General features: G+C 70.8%; 18 protein-coding genes. 14 read left to right on the forward strand and 4 right to left on the reverse strand.

Annotated features, from left to right (window positions below; genetic code table 11):
* The first annotated feature begins 20 nt into the window (after nt 1-20).
* The 5 genes from ACIBJB_RS20185 to ACIBJB_RS20205 all read left to right on the forward strand — a co-directional run bounded on the left by ACIBJB_RS20185 (nt 21) and on the right by ACIBJB_RS20205 (nt 5,283).
* Complete coding sequence (locus tag ACIBJB_RS20185) at nt 21-857, forward strand: prephenate dehydratase (RefSeq protein ID WP_398932310.1); 837 nt, start codon at nt 21-23, stop codon at nt 855-857.
* Between the two features lie 152 nt (nt 858-1,009).
* Nucleotides 1,010-1,978 (forward strand): NADPH:quinone oxidoreductase family protein, encoded by a 969-nt coding sequence (locus tag ACIBJB_RS20190; protein ID WP_398932312.1) that lies wholly within the window; start codon nt 1,010-1,012, stop codon nt 1,976-1,978.
* A complete protein-coding gene (locus ACIBJB_RS20195; RefSeq protein WP_398932314.1) occupies nt 1,975-3,156 on the forward strand; it encodes an acyl-CoA dehydrogenase family protein in 1,182 nt (393 codons plus the stop codon). The genes ACIBJB_RS20190 and ACIBJB_RS20195 overlap by 4 nt, the downstream gene beginning before the upstream one ends.
* The gene (locus ACIBJB_RS20200; RefSeq protein WP_398932317.1) at nt 3,153-4,226 is read left to right on the forward strand and encodes an acyl-CoA dehydrogenase family protein; all 1,074 of its coding nucleotides are present in this window, start codon (nt 3,153-3,155) and stop codon (nt 4,224-4,226) included. Before ACIBJB_RS20195 ends, ACIBJB_RS20200 begins: the two co-directional genes overlap by 4 nt.
* Nucleotides 4,227-4,407: 181 nt before the next feature.
* A complete protein-coding gene (locus tag ACIBJB_RS20205; protein ID WP_398932320.1) occupies nt 4,408-5,283 on the forward strand; it encodes a phosphatidylinositol-specific phospholipase C/glycerophosphodiester phosphodiesterase family protein in 876 nt (291 codons plus the stop codon).
* A gap of 167 nt (nt 5,284-5,450) precedes the next feature.
* Here ACIBJB_RS20205 and ACIBJB_RS20210 read toward each other — a convergent pair whose 3' ends face one another.
* The 3 genes from ACIBJB_RS20210 to ACIBJB_RS20220 all read right to left on the reverse strand — a co-directional run bounded on the left by ACIBJB_RS20210 (nt 5,451) and on the right by ACIBJB_RS20220 (nt 8,370).
* Nucleotides 5,451-6,689, reverse strand: a complete 1,239-nt coding sequence (locus tag ACIBJB_RS20210) for a phosphodiester glycosidase family protein (RefSeq protein WP_398932322.1) — start codon at nt 6,687-6,689, stop codon at nt 5,451-5,453.
* A gap of 76 nt (nt 6,690-6,765) precedes the next feature.
* Complete coding sequence (locus tag ACIBJB_RS20215; protein ID WP_398932324.1) at nt 6,766-7,149, reverse strand: DUF779 domain-containing protein; 384 nt, start codon at nt 7,147-7,149, stop codon at nt 6,766-6,768.
* A 54-nt stretch (nt 7,150-7,203) separates the two neighbouring features.
* A complete protein-coding gene (locus tag ACIBJB_RS20220; RefSeq protein ID WP_398932326.1) occupies nt 7,204-8,370 on the reverse strand; it encodes a bifunctional class I SAM-dependent methyltransferase/NUDIX hydrolase in 1,167 nt (388 codons plus the stop codon).
* Between the two features lie 178 nt (nt 8,371-8,548).
* Here ACIBJB_RS20220 and ACIBJB_RS20225 point away from each other — a divergent pair, with 178 nt between their 5' ends.
* From ACIBJB_RS20225 to ACIBJB_RS20245, 5 genes are all read left to right on the forward strand, one after another.
* Nucleotides 8,549-10,198, forward strand: a complete 1,650-nt coding sequence (locus tag ACIBJB_RS20225) for a cellulase family glycosylhydrolase (RefSeq protein WP_398932328.1) — start codon at nt 8,549-8,551, stop codon at nt 10,196-10,198.
* A gap of 157 nt (nt 10,199-10,355) precedes the next feature.
* A complete protein-coding gene (locus ACIBJB_RS20230; RefSeq protein WP_398932330.1) occupies nt 10,356-12,407 on the forward strand; it encodes a discoidin domain-containing protein in 2,052 nt (683 codons plus the stop codon).
* A 23-nt stretch (nt 12,408-12,430) separates the two neighbouring features.
* Nucleotides 12,431-13,021: a TetR/AcrR family transcriptional regulator gene (locus ACIBJB_RS20235; protein ID WP_062047052.1), complete on the forward strand. Its 591-nt coding sequence runs from the start codon at nt 12,431-12,433 to the stop codon at nt 13,019-13,021.
* A gap of 54 nt (nt 13,022-13,075) precedes the next feature.
* Complete coding sequence (locus tag ACIBJB_RS20240; protein WP_398932332.1) at nt 13,076-13,423, forward strand: VOC family protein; 348 nt, start codon at nt 13,076-13,078, stop codon at nt 13,421-13,423.
* Nucleotides 13,424-13,477: 54 nt separating this feature from the next.
* Complete coding sequence (locus ACIBJB_RS20245; protein WP_398932334.1) at nt 13,478-15,856, forward strand: ATP-binding cassette domain-containing protein; 2,379 nt, start codon at nt 13,478-13,480, stop codon at nt 15,854-15,856.
* A 65-nt stretch (nt 15,857-15,921) separates the two neighbouring features.
* Here the strand turns inward: ACIBJB_RS20245 and ACIBJB_RS20250 are convergent, their stop codons facing one another.
* Nucleotides 15,922-16,650, reverse strand: a complete 729-nt coding sequence (locus ACIBJB_RS20250) for a TetR/AcrR family transcriptional regulator (protein ID WP_398932336.1) — start codon at nt 16,648-16,650, stop codon at nt 15,922-15,924.
* An 88-nt stretch (nt 16,651-16,738) separates the two neighbouring features.
* Here ACIBJB_RS20250 and ACIBJB_RS20255 point away from each other — a divergent pair, with 88 nt between their 5' ends.
* The 4 genes from ACIBJB_RS20255 (at nt 16,739) to ACIBJB_RS20270 (ending at nt 20,565) form a co-directional block, all read left to right on the forward strand.
* A complete protein-coding gene (locus ACIBJB_RS20255; RefSeq protein WP_398932338.1) occupies nt 16,739-17,599 on the forward strand; it encodes an SDR family oxidoreductase in 861 nt (286 codons plus the stop codon).
* Nucleotides 17,600-17,796: 197 nt separating this feature from the next.
* The gene (locus ACIBJB_RS20260; RefSeq protein ID WP_398932340.1) at nt 17,797-18,882 is read left to right on the forward strand and encodes an S-(hydroxymethyl)mycothiol dehydrogenase; all 1,086 of its coding nucleotides are present in this window, start codon (nt 17,797-17,799) and stop codon (nt 18,880-18,882) included.
* 163 nt (nt 18,883-19,045) lie between these two features.
* On the forward strand, nt 19,046-19,408 hold the full coding sequence (locus ACIBJB_RS20265) for a bifunctional 3-phenylpropionate/cinnamic acid dioxygenase ferredoxin subunit (protein ID WP_059207582.1): 363 nt from the start codon (nt 19,046-19,048) through the stop codon (nt 19,406-19,408).
* Nucleotides 19,405-20,565: an NAD(P)/FAD-dependent oxidoreductase gene (locus tag ACIBJB_RS20270; RefSeq protein ID WP_398932342.1), complete on the forward strand. Its 1,161-nt coding sequence runs from the start codon at nt 19,405-19,407 to the stop codon at nt 20,563-20,565. Before ACIBJB_RS20265 ends, ACIBJB_RS20270 begins: the two co-directional genes overlap by 4 nt.
* Nucleotides 20,566-20,647 lie beyond the last annotated feature (82 nt).

Genomic DNA, 20,647 nt, shown 5'->3' on the forward strand with positions numbered 1-20,647 from the left:
ACGACAAGAGAACCAACCCCGTGACGACCGTCGCTTACCAAGGTGAACCCGGATCCAACTCGGCGACCGCCGCGCACACCCTGTACCCCGGGTGCGCCGAGCAGCCCTGCACGAGTTTCGAGCAGGCTCTGGACGCGGTGACGCTCGGCACCGCCGACCTCGCCGTGATCCCGGTGGACAACTCCGCGGCCGGCCGGGTGGCGGACGTCCACCATCTGCTGCCCGAGTCGGGGCTGTTCATCATCGCCGAGCACTTCCTCGCCATCCGCTTCGACCTGATGGGCGTGCCCGGGGCGACACCGGATCAGGTGGAGTGCGTGCGCAGCCATGTGCATGCGCTCGGGCAGTGCCGCAAGGTGTTGCGGGACGGCGGCTGGCGCACCCTCGTCACCGACGACACGGCCGGAGCGGCGCGCGAGGTGGCCGAGCTGGCGGATCCGCGGCACGCGGCGCTCGCCCCGCCCGCGGCGGCCGGGCTGTACGGCCTGGACGTGCTGCGTTCCGGGGTCGAGGACGACCCGGACAACACCACCCGGTTCGTCGTCCTGTCCCGGGAGTCCGTCGTGGCCCCGCACACCGGGGAACCGACGATGACGAGCCTGTTCTTCTCCGTGCGCAACATCCCCAGCGCGCTCTTCAAGGCGCTCGGCGGGTTCGCCACCAGCGGGGTGAACCTCACGAAGATCGAGAGCTATCAGATCGGCGCGGGGGTGAACGCCAGTCGCTTCTACGCCGAGATCGAGGGCCACCCCGACGAGCAGCACGTCTCCCTCGCCCTGCACGAACTGGGGTTCTTCTCCACCGAGGTACGCATCCTGGGCGTGTACCCGTCCCATCCGCACCGGCTTGAGCACTGAACGGCGTCTCCTGCGGTAGGACGCACTTTTGCAATGTGGGTGCCGACACTTTCTCCCCATGGGCTGTTCCCTGATCGGCAAGCGACCGCTTAGTATGCGGAGGACCCCGGTCAGACCCCCGGCACGACGACGCAGTCCCGTGGAGGCCCCCCATGCAGGCTTGGCAAGTGCACGAGAACGGTGAGCCGAGCGAGGTGATGCGCCTCGCGGACGTGGCGCAGCCCGTGCCCGGCGAGGGCCAGGTCCTGCTGAAGGTGCGCGCCGCGAACATCAACTTCCCGGACGTGCTGATGTGCCGCGGCCACTACCAGGTCCGGCCTCCGCTGCCCTTCACGCCGGGCGTGGAGATCTGCGGCGAGACCGAGGACGGACGCCGCGTGATCGCCAACCCCGCGCTGCCGTACGGCGGTTTCGCCGAGTACGCCGTCGCCGACGCCGCCGCTCTGCTGTCCGCGCCGGACTCGCTGGACGACGCCGAGGCCGCCGCCCTGCACATCGGCTACCAGACGGGCTGGTTCGGGCTGCACCGGCGGGCTCACCTGGAGGCCGGTGAGACGCTGCTCGTCCACGCTGCCGCGGGAGGGGTCGGCAGCGCGGCCGTGCAGCTCGGGAAGGCGGCCGGGGCCACCGTCATCGGTGTCGTCGGCGGTGCCGAGAAGGCGGCCGTCGCCCGGGAGCTGGGCTGTGACGTGGTGGTGGACCGGCGGAGCGAGGATGTCGTCGCCGCCGTGAAGGAGGCCACCGGGGGCCGGGGCGCGGATGTGATCTACGACCCCGTGGGCGGCGAGGCCTACACGCAGTCGACCAAGGTCGTCGCCTTCGAGGGGCGGATCGTGGTCGTCGGCTTCGCCAGCGGAAGCATCCCGAGCCCCGGTCTCAACCACGCCCTGGTGAAGAACTACGCGATCCTGGGCCTGCACTGGGGCCTGTACAACACCAAGAACCCCAAGCTGGTCCAGCACTGCCACGAGCAGCTCACCGAACTGGCCGCCCGGGGTGCGATCAAGCCGCTGATCAGCGAGCGGGTGCCGCTGGCCGGGGCTGCGGACGCCGTGCAGCGCCTCGGTGACGGGGTGACCACCGGCCGGATCGCCGTCGTACCCACGGGAGCACAGGCATGACCGACGCAGCCGAACTCAAGCGCCGCACCGCCGAGTTGCTGGCCGCACACCCGCCGGCCGGGACCGACCGCCTGGACTTCCTGAAGGCCCGCTTCGACGCCGGGCTCGCCTGGGTGCACTACCCCGAGGGGCTCGGCGGCCTGAACGCGCCCCGCTCCCTCCAGGCCGTCGTGGACGCCGAGCTGGAGGCCGCGGGCGCTCCCGACAACGACCCGCGGCGCAACGGCATCGGCCTCGGCATGGCCGCGCCGACGATCCTCAGGTACGGCACCGAGGAGCAGAAGCAGCGCTTCCTGCGGCCCCTGTGGGTGGGGGAGGAGATCTGGTGCCAGCTGTTCAGCGAGCCCGGCGCCGGATCCGACCTCGCCGCGCTCGGTACCCGGGCCGTCCGTGAGGGCGACGACTGGGTGGTCAACGGGCAGAAGGTGTGGACGTCCGGCGCCCACAACTCCCGCTGGGCCATCCTCATCGCCCGCACCGACCCGGACGTGCCCAAGCACGCGGGCATCACCTACTTCCTCTGCGACATGACCGACCCGGGCGTCGAGGTGCGACCGCTGCGCCAGATCACCGGCGAGGCCGAGTTCAACGAGGTCTTCCTCACCGACGTCCGTATCCCCGACAGCTGCCGGCTCGGCGAGGTCGGCGACGGCTGGAGGGTCGCGCAGACCACGCTGAACAACGAGCGCGTCGCGATCGGCGGCATGCGGCTGCCCCGCGAGGGCGGCATGATCGGCCCGGTCTCGAAGACCTGGCGCGAGCGCCCCGAACTGCGCACCCAGGACCTGCACCAGCGTCTGCTGAAGCTCTGGGTCGACTCCGAGGTCGCCCGCCTCACCGCGGAGCGCCTGCGCCAGCAGCTCGTCGCCGGACAGCCGGGGCCCGAGGGCGCCGGGATGAAGCTCGCCTTCGCCCGCCTCAACCAGGAGATCAGCGGCCTGGAGGTCGAACTGCGCGGCGAGGAGGGCCTGTTGTACGACGACTGGACCCTGCGGCGCCCGGAGCTGGTGGACTTCACCGGCCGCGACGCCGGCTACCGCTACCTGCGTTCCAAGGGCAACAGCATCGAGGGCGGGACCAGCGAGGTCCTGCTGAACATCGTCGCCGAGCGCGTCCTGGGCCTCCCGGCCGAGCCGCGCACCGACAAGGACGTCGCGTGGAAGGACCTCTCCCGATGACTGACCTGCTGTACTCGGAGGAGGAAGAGGCGCTGCGGGCCGCCGTACGGGACCTGCTCGCCGACCACTGCGACGCGCCGGGTGTGATCGCCCGCACCGAGTCGGACACCCCGCACGACCTCGCGGCCTGGAAGGCCCTCGCCGACGGCATGGGCCTCGCGGGGCTCCTGGTGCCCGAGGACAAGGGCGGTCAGGGCGCCTCGCACCGCGAAGTCGCCGTGGTCCTGGAGGAGTTGGGTCGCGCGGTCGCGCCCGTGCCCTATCTCACCAGTGCGGTCGTCGCCACCGAGGCCCTGCTCGCCTGCGACGCCGACGACCTCCTCGCCGAGCTGGCGTCCGGGCGGAAGAGCGGCGCCCTCGCCGTCGCCCTGAACGTCGCTCCGGGCGGCGCCTACAAGGTCGTACGCCATGAAGGCGGGGCCCTGCACGGGCAGTTGACGGCGATCGCGGACGCTCAGGCGGCCGACGTGCTGCTCGTGCCCGCGGACGACGGCGGGCTGTACGCGGTGGACGCCGCCTCCGCGACCGTCACTGCGCAGGTCTCCTTCGACCTGACCCGTCCGCTCGCGACCGTCGCCCTCGACGGGGCGCGGGGCCGCCTGCTGGGCGACGCCGAAGTCGCCGTGCACCGCGCGCTCCGGGCCGGCGCCGGACTGCTCGCCTCCGAGCAACTCGGGCTTGCCGACTGGACGTTGACCGAGACCGTGCGCTACCTCAAGGAGCGCAAGCAGTTCAACCGGCCGGTCGGCGGGTTCCAGGCGCTCAAGCACCGGCTCGCCCAGCTGTGGCTGGAGGTCGTCAACCTCCGTGCCGCCGCCCGCAATGCGGCCGACGCGCTCGCGACGGGCGAGGACGCCGACGTGGCGGTCGCCGTCGCGCAGTCCTACGCGGCATCCGCCGCGGTGCACGCCGCCGAGGAGGCGCTCCAACTACACGCGGGGATCGGCATGACCTGGGAGCACCCGGTGCACCTGTATCTGAAGCGGGCCAAGGCCGACTCGATCGCCTACGGCACGGCGGGCGCGCATCGCGCCCGGTTGGCCGAACTCGTCGACCTCCAGGCACCTTGAGCGTCACCCGCTGAACCTCGGTGAAGCCCGCCCCACCTGGGGCGGGCTTTTACGTGCGCCCGCGCGGAGGGAGTGAACGGGCGGCGGCAGTCCGGCCAACTCCTGGCATGTACAGGTTCATTGAGGGCCGAAGTGCCCCATACTCCCTGTGGTTTCGACCCGCCCCACAGGGAGGCAGAACATGGCCCTCATCACTCGTCGCAGAGCCCTCACCACCCTCGGCGCCGCGGTCGCGGCGACACTCGCCCCGCCGGTCGGCAGCGCCTGGGCCGACAGTCAGAGGCACGGCCCCCGTCCGTTGTGGCGGGCACACGCCCACAACGACTACGAGCATCCGCGCCCCCTCCTCGACGCCCTCGACCACCGTTTCGGCAGCGTCGAGGCCGACATCTTCCTCGTCGGCGACCAGCTCCTCATCGGCCACACCGTGGACGACCTCGACCCGACCCGCACCCTGGAGTCCCTGTACCTCGACCCGCTGGCCAGGATCGTCAAGGCCAACCACGGGTCGGTGTACCGGGGTTACCGCCGTCCCCTGCAACTGCTCGTCGACATCAAGACCGAAGGGTCCTCGACCTACCTCGAACTCGACCGTCATCTGCGGCGCTACAAGCACCTGTTCACGACGTACGTGCACGGCAAGGTCGTCCCCGGCCCGGTGACCGCCGTGATCTCCGGCGACCGCGCCGCCCGTGTCCCGATGGAGGCCCAGACCGTCCGCCGGGCCTTCTACGACGGTCGGCTCACCGACCTCGGCACCGCGGCGCCCGCCTCCCTCATCCCGCTGATCAGCGACAACTGGACGCTCAACTTCACCTGGCTCGGCGAGGGCGCCTTCCCCGACGCCGAGCGGCAGAAGCTGCGGACCATCGTCCAGCAGGCCCACGCGCGCGGGCAGCAGGTACGGTTCTGGGCCACCCCGGACCTCGCGGGCCCCGCCCGGGACGCGCTGTGGGCCGAGCTGCTCGCCGCCGGCGTCGACTACCTCAACACCGACGACCTGGCGGGCCTGGAGGCCTTCCTGGACGCCCACCGACAGGCGCCTCGGGAGACGTAAGGACACCACTCGTCCGGAGGACCCTTCAGCCGCCCGGACGAACCCTCCGCCACGCCACACTTGCGGCCGAACGCCGGATCTGGCGGCGTGGCGGAGGAGGCCGCCCGTGGCGATTTCAGCGGCCTCACGGCGACGGCCGACATCGTCAGCAGTCTGCGCCCCTGATCTCAGCCCGTGGAGAAGACCCCGATGCCGTTCGGCACGGGCCGCTCGGCGCCGCCGGAGGGGTGGTTGAGGGCGGCCACAGTACTCGTGCCCGGCATCCGGGCGGCCATGGTCGTGGAACCCCCGCCGTCCAGGCTGAAGGCGTCGACGGAACCCAACGTCCGCATGGTGTCCGCCACTTCGGCGATCGTCAGCCCCCTGCGATAGTCGGGCGCCCCGTCCAGCGCGAGGAGATACAGCCGCCGTCCGCCGTCCGCGACACCCACGGCCGTGCGCACGGCCGACGTCGTGTCGTCGAGGCCGGGCAGCGGGCGGCCGTCGTCGAGCACCGGGTAGCCGCCGAGCGCGAAGCGGTACGGGAGCTTCGCCGAGGCCGCGACCAGTCGGTGCCGCACCGTCACCGCCGCGCCGACGGACAGCTTCCGCAGGTGCTGTGCGCCCGCCTCCCGGCCCACGAGCACCGTGGTGCCTGCGGCGATCGGTCCGCTGCCCGGGGCGTCGGCCATGGCCACGACCTTCCCGGCGCGGACCGTCACCTCGTAGGTGTCCGTGCTGCACGGGGCGGCCCGGTCGGTGTCCGTCCCGCAGGTCGACCGCACCCGGGAGGCGCTGCCCCAGTCCGAGGTGAACGCCCCGACCGAGCCCACGGGCAGCGCGTACTGGTTCAGCCCCCGGAGCGTCAGCTTTCCCTCGGGCGTGGACACCGACCCGTCGAGCGCCAGGTCGTCGAGGCGGGCCCGACCGTCGGTGCCCACGCCGAACACGTCCTTGGTGCTCGTGCCGGACGGCAGCGCGGGCCCGAAGCGCTGGCCTTTCGGCACCGCCGCCTTGAGCGCGCGGCCCTGCGCGATCGCCGGGCCCACACTCGCTCCGGTGGCCTCCACGCCCGGGTGCTGGGACTCCGTGATGTTGAAGAAGTCGCCGTTCAGCCCCGCGAGCGCCCCCTGCGCGGTGGCCAGCCGGGACACCGTGGCCCGCGCGGCCACCGCCCCCGGATACAACAGCTCCATCCGCACCCGCGGATCGCTCAGGTCCACGTCGATCACATGGGCATGCGTCACCCCCGCGGTCGCGTCGATGTCGAACTCCTCGTACCGCACGCCGGTCGCGAGCCGTGTCCACCCCGGCGCGGCGCCGGCCGGTGCCGCCCCCACCAGGGCCGCACCGGCCAGCGTGCCGAGTGCCGCGAGAAACGTCAGTACCGATCTTCCTGCGCCGAAACGTCTTTGACGATGCGTCACAGCTCTCCCTGATGTCTCGTCACCTTTTCCCAGGACTCAGGAAGAGTGCATCAGACAGCGATGACACAGGGGACGGCTATGCGCCGACCACACGCGAACGGATCAGGAAACGCACCCCCTCGGGTGCCTCCAGCGAGAAACCACTGCCCCGGCCCTCGACGACATCCACGATCAGCCGGGTGTGGCGCCACACCGCGTACTGGCTCCTCGACATCCAGAACGTCACCGGCTCCTCGACCCCCGGCACGTCCAGCTCGGCGAGCAGCACGTCCGAGCCGCCGGTGCGGAACTCGCCCTCCGGGAAGCACATCGGCGCACTGCCGTCGCAGCAGCCGCCCGACTGATGGAACATCAGCGGCCCGTGCGCCTCGCGCAACCGGCGCAGCAGCTCGGCTGCCGCGGGCGTGACCTCGACACGCGGCACCTCGTCGTACACGGCACGTGCGGAATCCTCGTCCATGGTCGTCGAGTGCAGCAGAGCGAAGGTTGCGAGGGGGTTGCAGAGCCCCGGGCCCTAACCGGCGTACGGCGTGAAGTGGGCCGGAGTGTGGTCGATCGGCAGGTCCGGGCGCCAGGCGGTCAGGCCCTGGGCGCTGCACGCGAAGAGGTTCTCCGGTAGCCGGTCCAGGGGGAACCAGCGCCAGTCCCCGACGCGTTCGTCCGGCTGGTCCGAAGGCTCGCCCCGCCAGGCGGTGACCCGGGTGGCCACGGTCATCCGCACCACGCCGGCGACGTCGTCGAGGAGCGCGCCGACAAGCCGGACATCGGCCGGGCGGGCCTCGATGCCGGTCTCCTCGCGGAGTTCTCGCACGACCGTCTCCACCAGCGACTCCCCGGGCTCCACCGTGCCGCCCGGCAACTCCCAGGTCCCGCGCCGGTGCCGGCCGAGAAGCAGTCCGCGGGGCCCGTACAGGATGGCGCCGACGCCGATCGCCGCGTGCGGCACCGGACCGCGGTCGCTGCGCTCGCGGGAGGAGACCCGGACCGGCCGGGTCACCCGGAAGATCCGGTACGAGGCGTGGTTGCCCTCCTCCGGCGCGTCGAGGACGTCGATCCCCTCGACCCGCAGGCCGTGCTCGCCGAGCAGGTCCGTCCAGAGTTCCGGGGTCAGCACCCACATCCGCACGGTCACCTCCCCGCCGCCGGCCAGCCGCAGGATCTCGGGCCGGGACTCGACGACCGACGAGGGGCCCTCGCCCGGGGAGTTGGTGTGCAGCACCGTGAAGCACAGCGTCCCGCCGGGCCGGAGTGCTGCCGCCAGGGTGGGCAGCAGCCGGCGGGGATCGAGGTACGGCACCGCGTTGACGGAGTAGACGACGTCGTACGGCTCCGCCGTGCCGAGGTGCTCGACGGCGTCGGCCCTGATCAGGCGCAGGCCGGGCAGGGAGCCGTAGCGGGCGCGGGCGCGCTCGTACTGCGTGGGGGAGGAGTCGACCGCGTCCACCGAGGCGCCGTACGCCCCCACGAGATGCGCCGCGTGCCGGGCCGGGCCGCATCCGAGGTCCAGCACGCGGCGTCCGGCGAGCTCGCCGAGGATCTCCGCGCCCGGCCCGGTGCCCTGGAGTCCCCAGTCGAACCGCTCCAGCTCCGGCAGGACCGTGCCGCTCCGCAGATGGTGGTCGCCGTAGGTGTGCCAGGCCTCGGCGTTGACGGCGTCGGGGCCGACGGGTCGCGTGGTCAACGTGCCTCCCGGATGCGGTGGTCGAGGTTCGGCACCCTATGCGAGTACTGGGCCCGCCGAGTTGCCGACGGGCACCGCCCATTTCCGTCCCTTGTCTTGACGTGTACTTGGCAGAGTGGCTTCTATGGGAGCGCTCCCATGCTTCTTTCCGACTGTCTCACCCATCCCTGGAGCCGCAGTGAGAAGAACAAGAAAGAGCCCCCTGAGCGCGTTACTGGCCAAACTGGCCGCCCTCGTCGTCCTGGTGGTGCTCGGTGCCCTCTGCCCGACCGCCGCCCAGGCCGCCGAGGAGCCCGGCACCAAGGCCACCGGTCTGCACATCAGCGACGGCCGCCTGGTCGAAGGCAACGGCAACGACTTCGTCATGCGTGGCGTCAACCACGCCCACACCTGGTACCCGAACCAACTGGGGTCGCTGGCCGACATCAAGGCGCAGGGCGCCAACACCGTCCGGGTGGTCCTCGCCGACGGCCACCGCTGGACCGCCAACACCGCCTCGGACGTGGCCAACGTCATCGCCCAGTGCAAGGCCAACCGGCTCATCTGCGTCCTCGAGGTGCACGACACCACCGGATACGGCGAGGACAGCGCGGCCGGCACCCTCGACCAGGCCGCCGACTACTGGATCGGCCTGAAGAACGTGCTCGCCGGCCAGGAGAACTACATCGTCATCAACATCGGCAACGAGCCCTGGGGCAACACCGACCCGGCCGGCTGGACCGCCCCGACCATCGCCGCGATCCAGAAGCTCAGGAACGCCGGCTTCGAGCACACGATCATGGTGGACGCCCCCAACTGGGGCCAGGACTGGCAGGGCGTCATGCGCGCCAACGCCCAGTCCGTGTACGCCGCCGACACCACCGGCAACCTGATCTTCTCGATCCATATGTACAGCGTCTTCGACACCGCGGCGGAGGTCACCGACTATCTGAACGCCTTCGTGAGCGCCAAACTGCCCATCGTGATCGGTGAGTTCGGCGGTCCCGCCGACCAGTGGGGCGATCCGGACGAGGACACCATGATGGCCACCGCCGAGCAGCTCGACATCGGTTACCTGGCCTGGTCCTGGAGCGGCAACACCGACCCGATCCTCGACCTCGTGCTCAACTTCGATCCGGCACAGATGACTTCATGGGGCCAGCGCATCTTCAACGGCGCCAACGGCATCGCGCAGACCGCCAAGGAAGCCACCGTCTTCGGCGGCGGTTCCGGTGACACCCAGGCTCCTACCGCTCCCGGCACCCCGACCGCCTCGGCGGTGACGGCGAGCTCCGCCCACCTGACCTGGACGGCGTCCACTGACAACGTTGGCGTCGCCGGGTACGACGTCGTGCGGGTCAGCGGTGGCACCGAGACGAAGGTCGCGGCCGCGACGGCGAACTCGGTGACCGTGACCGGCCTGACGGCCAACACGGCGTACTCCTTCGCCGTGTACGCCCGTGACGCGGCCGGGAACCGGTCGGCCCGTTCGGCGACGGTGAGCGTCACCACCGCCACCACGCCCGCCGGAAGCTGCTCCGTCGGCTACCGCGTGGTCGGCGAGTGGCAGGGCGGTTTCCAGGGTGAGATCGTCATCCGCAACACCGGCACGTCCGCCGTCAGCGGCTGGAAGCTCGCCTTCACGTTCGCCGACGGGCAGACCGTCTCCAACATGTGGGGCGGCACGGCCGCGCAGAGCGGTGGCTCGGTGACCGTCACTCCGGCCTCCTACACCAACACCATCCCCGCCGGGGGTTCGGTGACCGTCGGCTTCATCGGCGGCAAGGGCGCCACGAACACCGCGCCGGCCGCTTTCACTCTCAACGGGGCGGCCTGCGTGAACGGTTGATGGACCCCAGGTATCAGGTCAACTGTCCCGGACTCTTGACTCGGAACGTGCTCAGTCGCGATCCTCGACGCATATCTTGCGCCGGTCATGACAATCCCAAGGGCAGTCAAAACGCCCTCGGTCGACGGCGCCTCCCGCCGACCGAGGGACGTGGGCCATGGCCGGACGCACCTGCCGCCGACGCAAGAACATCACCATCACCGCCCTGCTCTTCCTGGTGCTGGCCACGATCCTGGGCCCCACGCCGAGTTCGGCGGCCACCGACTGGTGGACCCCGACGGCCAGGCCCACCCCCGACGCCCAGGTCAACGTCACCGGAGCGCCCTTCACCGGCACCAACTCCGCCGGCGAGGTCAAGGGGTTCATCGACGCCCACAACCACCTCTTCTCCAACGAGGCCTTCGGCGGCCGGCTGATCTGCGGCAAGGTGTTCTCCGAGGCCGGAGTCGCCGACGCGCTCAAGGACTGCCCCGAGCACTACCCCGACGGCTCCCTCGCGCTCTTCGACTACATCACCCACGGCGGCGACGGCAAGCACGACCCGACCGGCTGGCCGACCTTCAAGGACTGGCCGGCGTACGACTCGATGACCCATCAGGCGAACTACTACGCCTGGGTGGAGCGGGCCTGGCGCGGTGGTCAGCGGGTGCTGGTCAACGACCTCGTCACCAACGGGATGATCTGCTCCATCTACCCGTTCAAGGACCGCAGTTGTGACGAGATGACCTCGATCCGCCTGCAGGCCAAAATGACGTACGACCTCCAGGCCTTCATCGACACGATGTACGGCGGCACCGGCAAGGGCTGGTTCCGGATCGTCACCGACAGCGCGCAGGCCCGACAGGTCATCCAGCAGGGCAAGTTGGCGGTCGTGCTCGGTGTGGAGACCTCCGAGCCGTTCGGCTGCAAGCAGATCCTCGACATCGGGCAGTGCAGCAAGGCGGACATCGACAAGGGCCTCGACGAGCTGTACGGCCTCGGCGTGCGCTCCATGTTCCTGTGCCACAAGTTCGACAACGCCCTGTGCGGTGTCCGCTTCGACGAGGGCGGCCTCGGAACCGCCATCAACGTCGGGCAGTTCCTGTCCACCGGCACCTTCTGGAAGACCGAGACCTGCAAGGGACCGCAGCACGACAACCCCATCGGTACGGCGGCCTCCGAGGCGGAGGACGACCTGCCGGCCGGCACCGAGGTCCCGGAGTACGACAAGGCCGCGCAGTGCAACGTCCGAGGGCTCACCGATCTCGGTGAGTACGCCGTGCGCGGCATGATGAAACGCAAGATGATGCTCGAGATCGACCACATGAGCGTCAAGGCCACCGGCCAGGTCCTCGACATCTTCGAGGCAGCGAACTACCCCGGCGTGCTCTCCTCGCACAGCTGGATGGACCTCAACTGGACCGAGCGGGTCTACTCGCTCGGCGGCTTCGTCGCCCAGTACATGCACGGCTCCGAAGGGTTCGCCGCGGAGGCCAAGCGCACCGACGCGCTGCGCGACAAGTACGGCGTGGGCTACGGATTCGGCACCGACTTCAACGGCATCGGCGACCACCCCGCACCGCGCGGAGCCAACGCCGCGAACAAGGTGACGTACCCCTTCAAGAGCGTCGACGGCGGCTCGGTCATCGACAAGCAGACGTCCGGGCAGCGCACCTTCGACCTCAACACCGACGGGGCCGCCCATGTCGGCATGATCCCGGACTGGATCGAGGACATCCGGCTCGTCGGCGGCCAGGGTGTGGTGGACGACCTCTTCCGGGGCGCCGAGTCCTACCTCGACACCTGGGGCGCCGCCGAGCAGCACCAGGCGTCCGTCGACCTCGCCAACGGGAGGACGGCCACGGCCAGTTCGTCCGAGTCCAACCCGTTCACCAGCTATCAGCCGGGGCGGGCCGTGGACGGCGACGACTCCAGCCGCTGGGCGAGCGACTGGAGCGACGACCAGTGGTGGCAGGTCGACCTGGGCTCCACGAACCGGGTCTCCAAGGTCACGCTCGACTGGGAGCGGGCGTACGGGACGTCGTACCGGATCGAGCTGTCCACCGACGGGGCGAACTGGCAGACCGTCTGGTCGACCACCTCCGGGGACGGCGGCCTGGACACCGCCAAGTTCACCGGAACTCCGGCCCGTTACGTGCGCGTCCATGGCCTCGACCGCGGCACCGACTGGGGATACTCGCTCAACGAGGTCGGCGTCCACAGCGGCTGACTCTTCGACAGCGGGGGATACGCATGGCACGCATGCCGTCGGCGGAGCGGCGCAGACAGCTGACGGAAGCGGCGATCAGGGCGATGGCCCGGGACGGCGTCGCGAAGACGACGACCCGGTCCATCGCCGCCGAGGCCGGCGTGTCCCTCAGCGTCTTCCACTACTGCTTCGACTCCAAGCAGGCCCTGATCGAGGCGGTGATCACGACCCTCACCGACCACTCCGTCACCGTGGTCAAGGAGGCGCTGCGCCCTCGGGACACGCTGGAGGAGACCGTCGCCGCCGGGTTCCGGGCGTACTGGGACCATGTCCGCGCCCACCCCGAGGCGCACATGCTCACCTATGAACTCACCCAGTACGCCCTGCGCGAGCCGGGATTCGAGCATCTCGCCAGGCGCCAGTACGAGCTGTACGGCGAGGCCTACGCCGAGCTCATCGAGCAGCTGCGCAAGGGCATGGATCTGGAGCTGCGGGTGCCCGTCTCCGTGCTGGCCCGCTATCTCGCGGCCATGACCGACGGGCTCACCCTGAACTACCTCGTCCTCGGTGACGCGGCCGCCTGGGCGGACATCCTCGACACGGTCACGGCGCACATCGCGGGTCTGGTGCGCTGAGACCGGTCAGGATCCGAGAAGCGCGGGCCGCGGGCCGTGGTTAGCGTGACGGCCATGGACATCACGATTCGGGCGAGCTTCCTCCCGCACGACGACCCGGAGGCGTCCCTGGCCTTCTACCGGGACGTGCTGGGCTTCGAGGTCCGCGGTGACGTGGGCCGCGACGGGATGCGCCGGATCACGGTCGGACCGGCGGGGCAGGCCGAGACCTCGGTGGTGCTGCACCCGGCGGGCGACGACCCCGAGCTCCTGCTCGCCACCCCCGACCTCGATTCCGTCTTCGAGCGGCTCCAGGCCCGTGCGGAGGTGATCCAGGAGCCGATCGAGCAGCCGTACGGCATGCGGGACTGTGCCTTCCTCGATCCCGCGGGCAACATGATCCGCGTCCAGGAGCTGCGCTGAGGCGTGCGCGTCGTCGTAGTGTTCGAAGCTGCCGAAACGGGAGGACACGTCACCATGAGCAAGGCCACGAGGACGGGCGCGCAGCACGCTGCCGACAGCCATGACCTGATCCGCGTGCACGGGGCACGCGAGAACAACCTCAAGGACGTCAGCATCGAGATCCCGAAGCGCCGGCTCACGGTCTTCACCGGAGTCTCCGGCTCCGGCAAGAGCTCGCTGGTGTTCGACACCATCGCCGCCGAGTCGCAGCGGATGATCAACGAGACGTACAGCGCCTTCGTGCAGGGCTTCATGCCCACCCTGGCGCGGCCCGACGTGGACGTCCTCGACGGCCTGACCACCGCCATCACCGTCGACCAGCAGCGCCTCGGCGGCGACCCGCGCTCCACCGTGGGCACCGTCACCGACACCAACGCGATGCTGCGGATCCTGTTCAGCAGACTCGGGACCCCGCACATCGGCTCGCCCAAGGCGTTCTCCTTCAACGTCGCCTCGATCAGCGGGGCGGGCGCGGTGACCATGGAGCGCGGCGGACAGACCGTGAAGGAGCGCCGCAGCTTCAGCATCGTCGGCGGCATGTGCCCGCGCTGCGAGGGCCGGGGCACGGTCAACGACATCGACCTCACCCAGCTCTACGACGACTCCAAGTCGCTCGCCGAGGGCGCGATGACCATCCCGGGCTACAAGGCCGGCGGCTGGAACTACCGCCTCTACAGCGAGTCCGGCTTCTTCGACGCGGACAAGCCGATCCGGAGGTTCACCAAGCGGGAGCTCCAGGACTTCCTGTACCGCGAGCCGACCCGGATGAAGATCGCGGGCATCAACATGACCTACGAGGGTCTCGTCCCGCGGATCCAGAAGTCGATGCTCGCCAAGGACCGCGAGTCGATGCAGCCGCACATCCGCGAGTTCGTGGACCGTGCGATCACCTTCATGGTCTGTCCCGAGTGCGAGGGCACCCGGCTGAGCGAGGGCGCCCGGTCCTCGAAGATCAAGGGGATCAGCATCGCGGACGCCTGCGCGATGCAGATCAGCGACCTCGCCGAGTGGGTGCGGGCCCTGGACGAGCCGTCGGTCGGGCCGCTGCTGACGGCGCTGGGGGAGACCCTCGACTCGTTCGTGGAGATCGGGCTCGGCTATCTCTCCCTCGACCGGTCCTCGGGCACGCTGTCCGGCGGCGAGGCGCAGCGCACCAAGATGATCCGGCATCTCGGGTCCTCGCTCACCGATGTCACCTACGTCTTCGACGAGCCGACCATCGGGCTGCACCCCCATGACATCCAGCGCATGAACAACCTGCTGCTGCGCCTGCGGGACAAGGGCAACACGGTGCTGGTCGTGGAGCACAAGCCGGAGACGATCGCGATCGCCGACCATGTCGTCGACCTCGGCCCGGGGGCCGGTACGGCGGGCGGTTCGGTCTGCTTCGAGGGCACCGTCGAGGGGCTGCGGACCAGCGACACCGTCACCGGGCGGCACTTCGACGACCGGGCCGGTCTCAAGGACACGGTCCGCAAGGCGACCGGCGCGCTGGAGATCCGCGGTGCGAGCACGCACAACCTCCAGGATGTCGACGTCGACATCCCGCTCGGGGTACTGACCGTGATCACCGGGGTCGCCGGGTCCGGCAAAAGCTCGCTGGTGCACGGGTCGATCCCGGTCACGGAAGGGGTTGTGTCCGTCGACCAGGGCGCCATCCGCGGGTCCAGACGCAGCAACCCGGCGACGTACACCGGACTGCTCGAACCGGTCCGCAAGGCGTTCGCGAAGGCCAACGGCGTGAAGCCGGCGCTGTTCAGCGCCAACTCCGAGGGGGCGTGCCCCACCTGCAACGGGGCCGGGGTCGTCTACACCGACCTCGCGATGATGGCCGGGGTCGCCACCACCTGCGAGGAGTGCGAGGGGAAGCGGTTCCAGGCGTCGGTCCTCGAGTACCACCTCGGCGGGCGGGACATCAGCGAGGTGCTCGCGATGCCGGTGACGGAGGCCGAGGAGTTCTTCGGGGCCGGTGAGGCGCGCACGCCGGCCGCGCACAAGATCCTTGAGCGCCTCTCCGACGTCGGGCTCGGCTATCTCACCCTCGGCCAGCCGCTCACCACGCTGTCCGGCGGTGAGCGGCAGCGGCTGAAGCTGGCGACCCACATGGGGGACAAGGGCGGGGTGTACATCCTCGACGAGCCGACGACCGGCCTTCACCTCGCCGACGTCGAGCAGTTGCTCGGCCTCCTCGACCGGCTCGTCGACTCCGGCAAGTCCGTCATCGTCGTCGAGCACCACCAGGCGGTCATGGCCCACGCCGACTGGATCATCGACCTCGGCCCGGGCGCGGGCCACGACGGCGGGCGGATCGTGTTCGAGGGGACACCGGGGGAGCTGATCGCCACCGGGTCGACGATCACGGCGGAGCATCTGGCGGCGTACGTGGGGGAATGACGGGGGTCACGGCGGAGCCGGGGTGGTCGACGAGGTCTGACCTGCACGAGGGCCCTGGCATGCGATCAGGCCTGCGGAGCGCCACCGTCCGCTGCCAGGCGGGTGAGCCACTCGCGGAGCAGGTGTTGCTCGGCGTCGCTCAGGACATCGGCGTCGTCGGGGAGAGCGGCGCGCAGCGCGCGGGCCGCCGCGGCCGGGCCGGACTCCGCCGGGGGCACCGTCGGTTCGGCGCGGGTGACGGCGGCGACCATGGCCTCGCGGAGGACGGTCAGCAGCGCTGGATTGCGGCGTTCCGCCGGGGTGGAGTGCCAGGTGGTGACCGCGCCGCGGCCGGTGGCCTGGATGATCTGGGCGGCCAGCTCCTCGTCGACCCGCAACCACCCCCCGGCCGCCAACCGGCGCACCCGGCCGTAGAGGATCTCCAAGCCCGCGCGATGTGCCATGTCCGCCCCCCGGCCGGTGGCCCCGACCATCACCGCGAACAGTTCGGGGCGGGAGATCCCGAACTCCACCACCATGTCCCAGCCGCGGCGCAGGTCCTCCACCGCGTCCTGCGGTTCGGGATCGAGCAGCGCGCGCTTGCCCTCCAGGAACTGCGCGTAGCCGTGCTCCGCGACGGCCTCGAGGAGCCCTTCCTTGTCGCCGAAGAGGCGGTAGATCGCCGGCGGCTGCATGCCGGCCGCGGCGGCGACCGCGCGCGTGCTCACCGCGTCCGCACCGCCGCTCTCCAGTAGCTCGACGGCCGCCTCGACGATGCGGCGACGGGGGCTGTCGGTGGTGTCGCGGATAGCCATGAGACCGATGATATCGAGGATTTGTTTCCGTCGATATTCCAGTGTTAGCGTGAAAGTGATTCCACTGGAAACAGCGTCGGGAGACATCATGATCATCGTGACCGGAGCCACGGGAAAGCTCGGCCGTCGTACCGTCGAACGCCTTCTGGAGCGTGTTCCCGCCGACCGCGTCGGCGTCAGCGTCCGCGATCCCCGCAAGGCCCAGGACTTCGCCGACCGCGGCGTCCGGGTCCGGCCGGGCAGCTTCGACGATCCCGCCTCGCTCGTGCATGCCTTCGAGGGGGCCGAGCAGTTGCTCCTCGTTTCCCTCGACCGCGTCGGCGAGGAGTGCGTCACCGGCCATCGCACCGCCATCGACGCCGCCGTGAAGGCCGGTGTCGGCCGCATCCTCTACACCAGCCAGATGGGTGCCGCCCACGACTCCCGCTTCCAGTCCTGCCGCGACCACGCCCGGACCGAGGATCTGCTGCGCGCCACCGGCCTGCCCTGGACCGCGCTGCGCAACGGCTTCTACGCGGCCAGCGCCTTGCAGTTCCTGGAGTCCGCCCGCCACACCGGCGACATCGCCCTCCCCGCCGACGGCCCCGTCGCCTGGACCGGACATGACGACCTCGCCGACGCCACCGCCGCGATCCTCGCCGAGGAGGGTCGCTTCGAAGGGCCCACCCCGCCGCTCACCGGCACGGCGGCACTCGACTTCGACACCGTCGCCGAGATCGCGTCCCAGGCCACCGGACGGCCCTTCACCCGCACCGTCGTCCCCGACGGAGCCTTCCGCGAGCAGGCCCTGGCGCACGGCGCCCCGGCCCCGATCGCCGACCTGATGCTGAGCATCTTCGCGGCGGCGCGTCATGGCGAGTTCGCTGCCATCGACTCGACGCTCGCCGAGCTGATCGGACGCGAGCCCGCCACATTCGGGGCCCTGCTGGAGGGTGCCTGGGCCGACTAGACCCGGTGCGACGCGAGAAAGGCGTGGGTCCGCATGGATGTACGGGACCGCATGCCTTCTTGACCGCTGCGCGCCGTGGCGATCCGGCCGCAGCCGACCTCTTGACCCATGGCTCGCCCTCCCCGATGCTCAGTTGCGCATGGTGATGCGTGTATCGGATGAGGCAACCCCCAGCAGGTCTGTCGGAGGAGTGACCCATGGCTCATGAGGTTCGTGCTGTCGTCGCCCGGGTGAAGGGCGACCCGGTCTCCGTCGAGACGATCGTGGTGCCCGATCCGGGGCCGGGCGAGGCGCTGGTGAAGGTCGAGGCGTGCGGCGTCTGCCACACCGATCTCCACTACCGGGAGGGCGGGATCGGCGACGACTTCCCCTTCCTTCTCGGGCACGAGGCGGCCGGCCGCGTCGAAGCCGTCGGCGAGGGCGTCACCGGCGTCGAGCCGGGTGACTTCGTCATCCTCAACTGGCGCGCGGTCTGCGGTACCTGCCGGGCCTGCGCGAAGGGCAGGCCGTGGTACTGCTTCGCGACCCACAACGCGACCCAGCGGATGACGCTGCTCGACGGCACTCCGCTCACGCCCGCCCTCGGCATCGGCGCGTTCGCGGAGAAGACCCTGGTCGCCGCGGGGCAGTGCACCAAGGTGGACCCGGCGGCCCCGGCGGCCGCCGCGGGACTCCTCGGCTGCGGTGTCATGGCGGGCTTCGGCGCGGCCGTGAACACCGGCGCCGTCGGCCGCGGGGACTCCGTCGCCGTCATCGGCTGCGGCGGGGTCGGCATGGCCGCGGTCGTGGGGGCGCGGCTCGCCGGCGCGACCAAGGTCATCGCCGTCGACGTCGACCCGCGCAAGCTGGAGCGGGCCACGCGGATGGGCGCCACCCACACCGTCGACGGCTCCACGGCGGACGTCGTGGCGGCGGTGCGCGAACTGACCGGCGGCTTCGGCGCCGACGTGGTCGTGGAGGCGGTCGGCCGCCCCGAGACGTACGAGCAGGCCTTCTACGCCCGCGACCTCGCCGGCACCGTCGTCCTGGTCGGTGTGCCGACCCCGGAGATGAAACTCGAGCTGCCGCTGCTCGACGTCTTCGGGCGGGGCGGCGCGCTGAGGTCCAGCTGGTACGGCGACTGTCTGCCCTCCCGCGACTTCCCCGCCCTCATCGACCTCTACCTGGGCGGACGCTTCGACCTGGACGCCTTCGTCTCCGAGACCGTCGACCTCGGGGACGTGGAGAAGGCGTTCGAGAAGATGCACCGCGGTGAGGTGCTGCGGTCCGTGGTGGTGCTGTGAGGGGCAGGCGTCATACGTTTCCTATCGCGCACCATGTTGCGCACAAGGCAACGTTGAGCAAAGTGCATGTGCGCCCTCTGGACGCCTTGACAAGGGTTTGTGGGCGCCCTCAAACTGACGTTGCGTTCAACGCAATCCGTTTCGCTATACGCACCGAGGTGTCATGATGATTCCCGCGTGCCGTCTCGTGGACCTTCCCCGAGGCGAGGCCTACCGGCTCGACATCGATCCGCCGGTCTCGGTGTTCCACACCGACGACGGCGAGGTCTTCGCCATCGACGACACCTGCACCCATCAGGACGCCTCGCTCGCCGACGGCTGGCTGGAGGGCTGCGAGGTCGAATGCCCGCTGCACGCCTCGAAGTTCGACCTGCGGACCGGCGCCGTCGACGCCCCGCCGGCCAAGCGCCCGGTCCGCACCCACGAGGTCCACGTCGAGGACGGCATGATCTACGTCCAGCTGTCCCTGGACGCGCCCAACCTGCCGCCCTGCGTCGCGGCCCGGCTCGCCGGCGGACCCGCGTGAGGACGGTCGCCGTGGTCGGCGCCTCGCTCGCCGGTCTGTCGGCGGCGCGCTCGCTGCGCAAACAGGGCTACGACGGGCGGCTCGTCGTCATCGGCGACGAACACCACCGCCCGTACGACAGGCCCCCGTTGTCCAAGGAGTTCCTGGCCGGCTCCCTCGCCGAGGCCGATCTCTCCCTGGAGCCCGACGACGAGGACCTGCGAGTGGAGTGGCTGCTCGGTGTCCGCGCCGTCGGTCTCGACGCCCCGCAGCGCGCCGTACGGCTCGCCGACGGCAGCGAGGTACGGGCGGACGGCGTCGTCATAGCGACCGGCGCCGCCGCCCGGACCCTGCCCGGCACCGACGGCCTGGCCGGGGTGCACACCCTGCGCACCCTGGACGACGCCCGCGCCCTGCGCGACGAACTGGCCCTCGGGGGGCGGCTGGTGGTCATCGGCGGTGGCTTCATCGGCGCCGAGGTCGCCTCCACCGCGTACGCCCTCGGGCTCGACGTGACCGTGGTGGAAGCGGCCCCGACCCCGCTGGCCGGACCGCTCGGCGAGACCATGGGCACCATCGTCTCCGCCCTCCACGCGGACCACGGCGTACGGCTGTTGTGCGGGGTGGGCGTCAAGGGACTGGGCGGCGAGAGCCACGTCGACGCCGTCCTGCTGGAGGACGGCCGCAGCGTCCCCGCCGACATCGTGGTGGTGGGGGTCGGTGCCCGCCCGTGCGTCGACTGGCTCGCGGGCTCCGGCATCGAGCTCGACGACGGCGTCAGGTGCGGCGCCGACGGCCGCACCAGCCTGGCCGGTGTGGTCGCGGTCGGTGACTGCGCCTCCTGGTACGACCCGCGCGCGGGCCTGCACCGCCGGGTCGAGCACTGGACCGGCGCCCGGGAGCGGCCCGACGCCGCCGTGACCGCACTGCTGGCGGGCGGTGCGGTGGAACCGAGCGCGCCGAGGCCGCCGTACTTCTGGTCGGACCAGTACGGCGTGAAGATCCAGTTCGCCGGTCACGCCGCCGGTGCCGACAGCGTGACGATCGAGGAAGGCGCCCGGGACGACCGCAACGTCCTGGCCGTCTACCGGCGTTCCGGGCATCCGGTCGCCGTGCTCGGGATGAACCAGCCGCGGCTCTTCATGCGCTGGCGCAAGCAGCTCGCCGCCGCGGCCTGACAGCACCGCCGCTGTCACCCGTACAGAACGCCGTCCGCTCGGCCCGGCGTGCATCACCGGTCCACGACGTTCCCCGAGGAGT

It is taken from the genome of Streptomyces sp. NPDC050759, assembly GCF_044456945.1.
GTDB lineage: Bacteria > Actinomycetota > Actinomycetes > Streptomycetales > Streptomycetaceae > Streptomyces.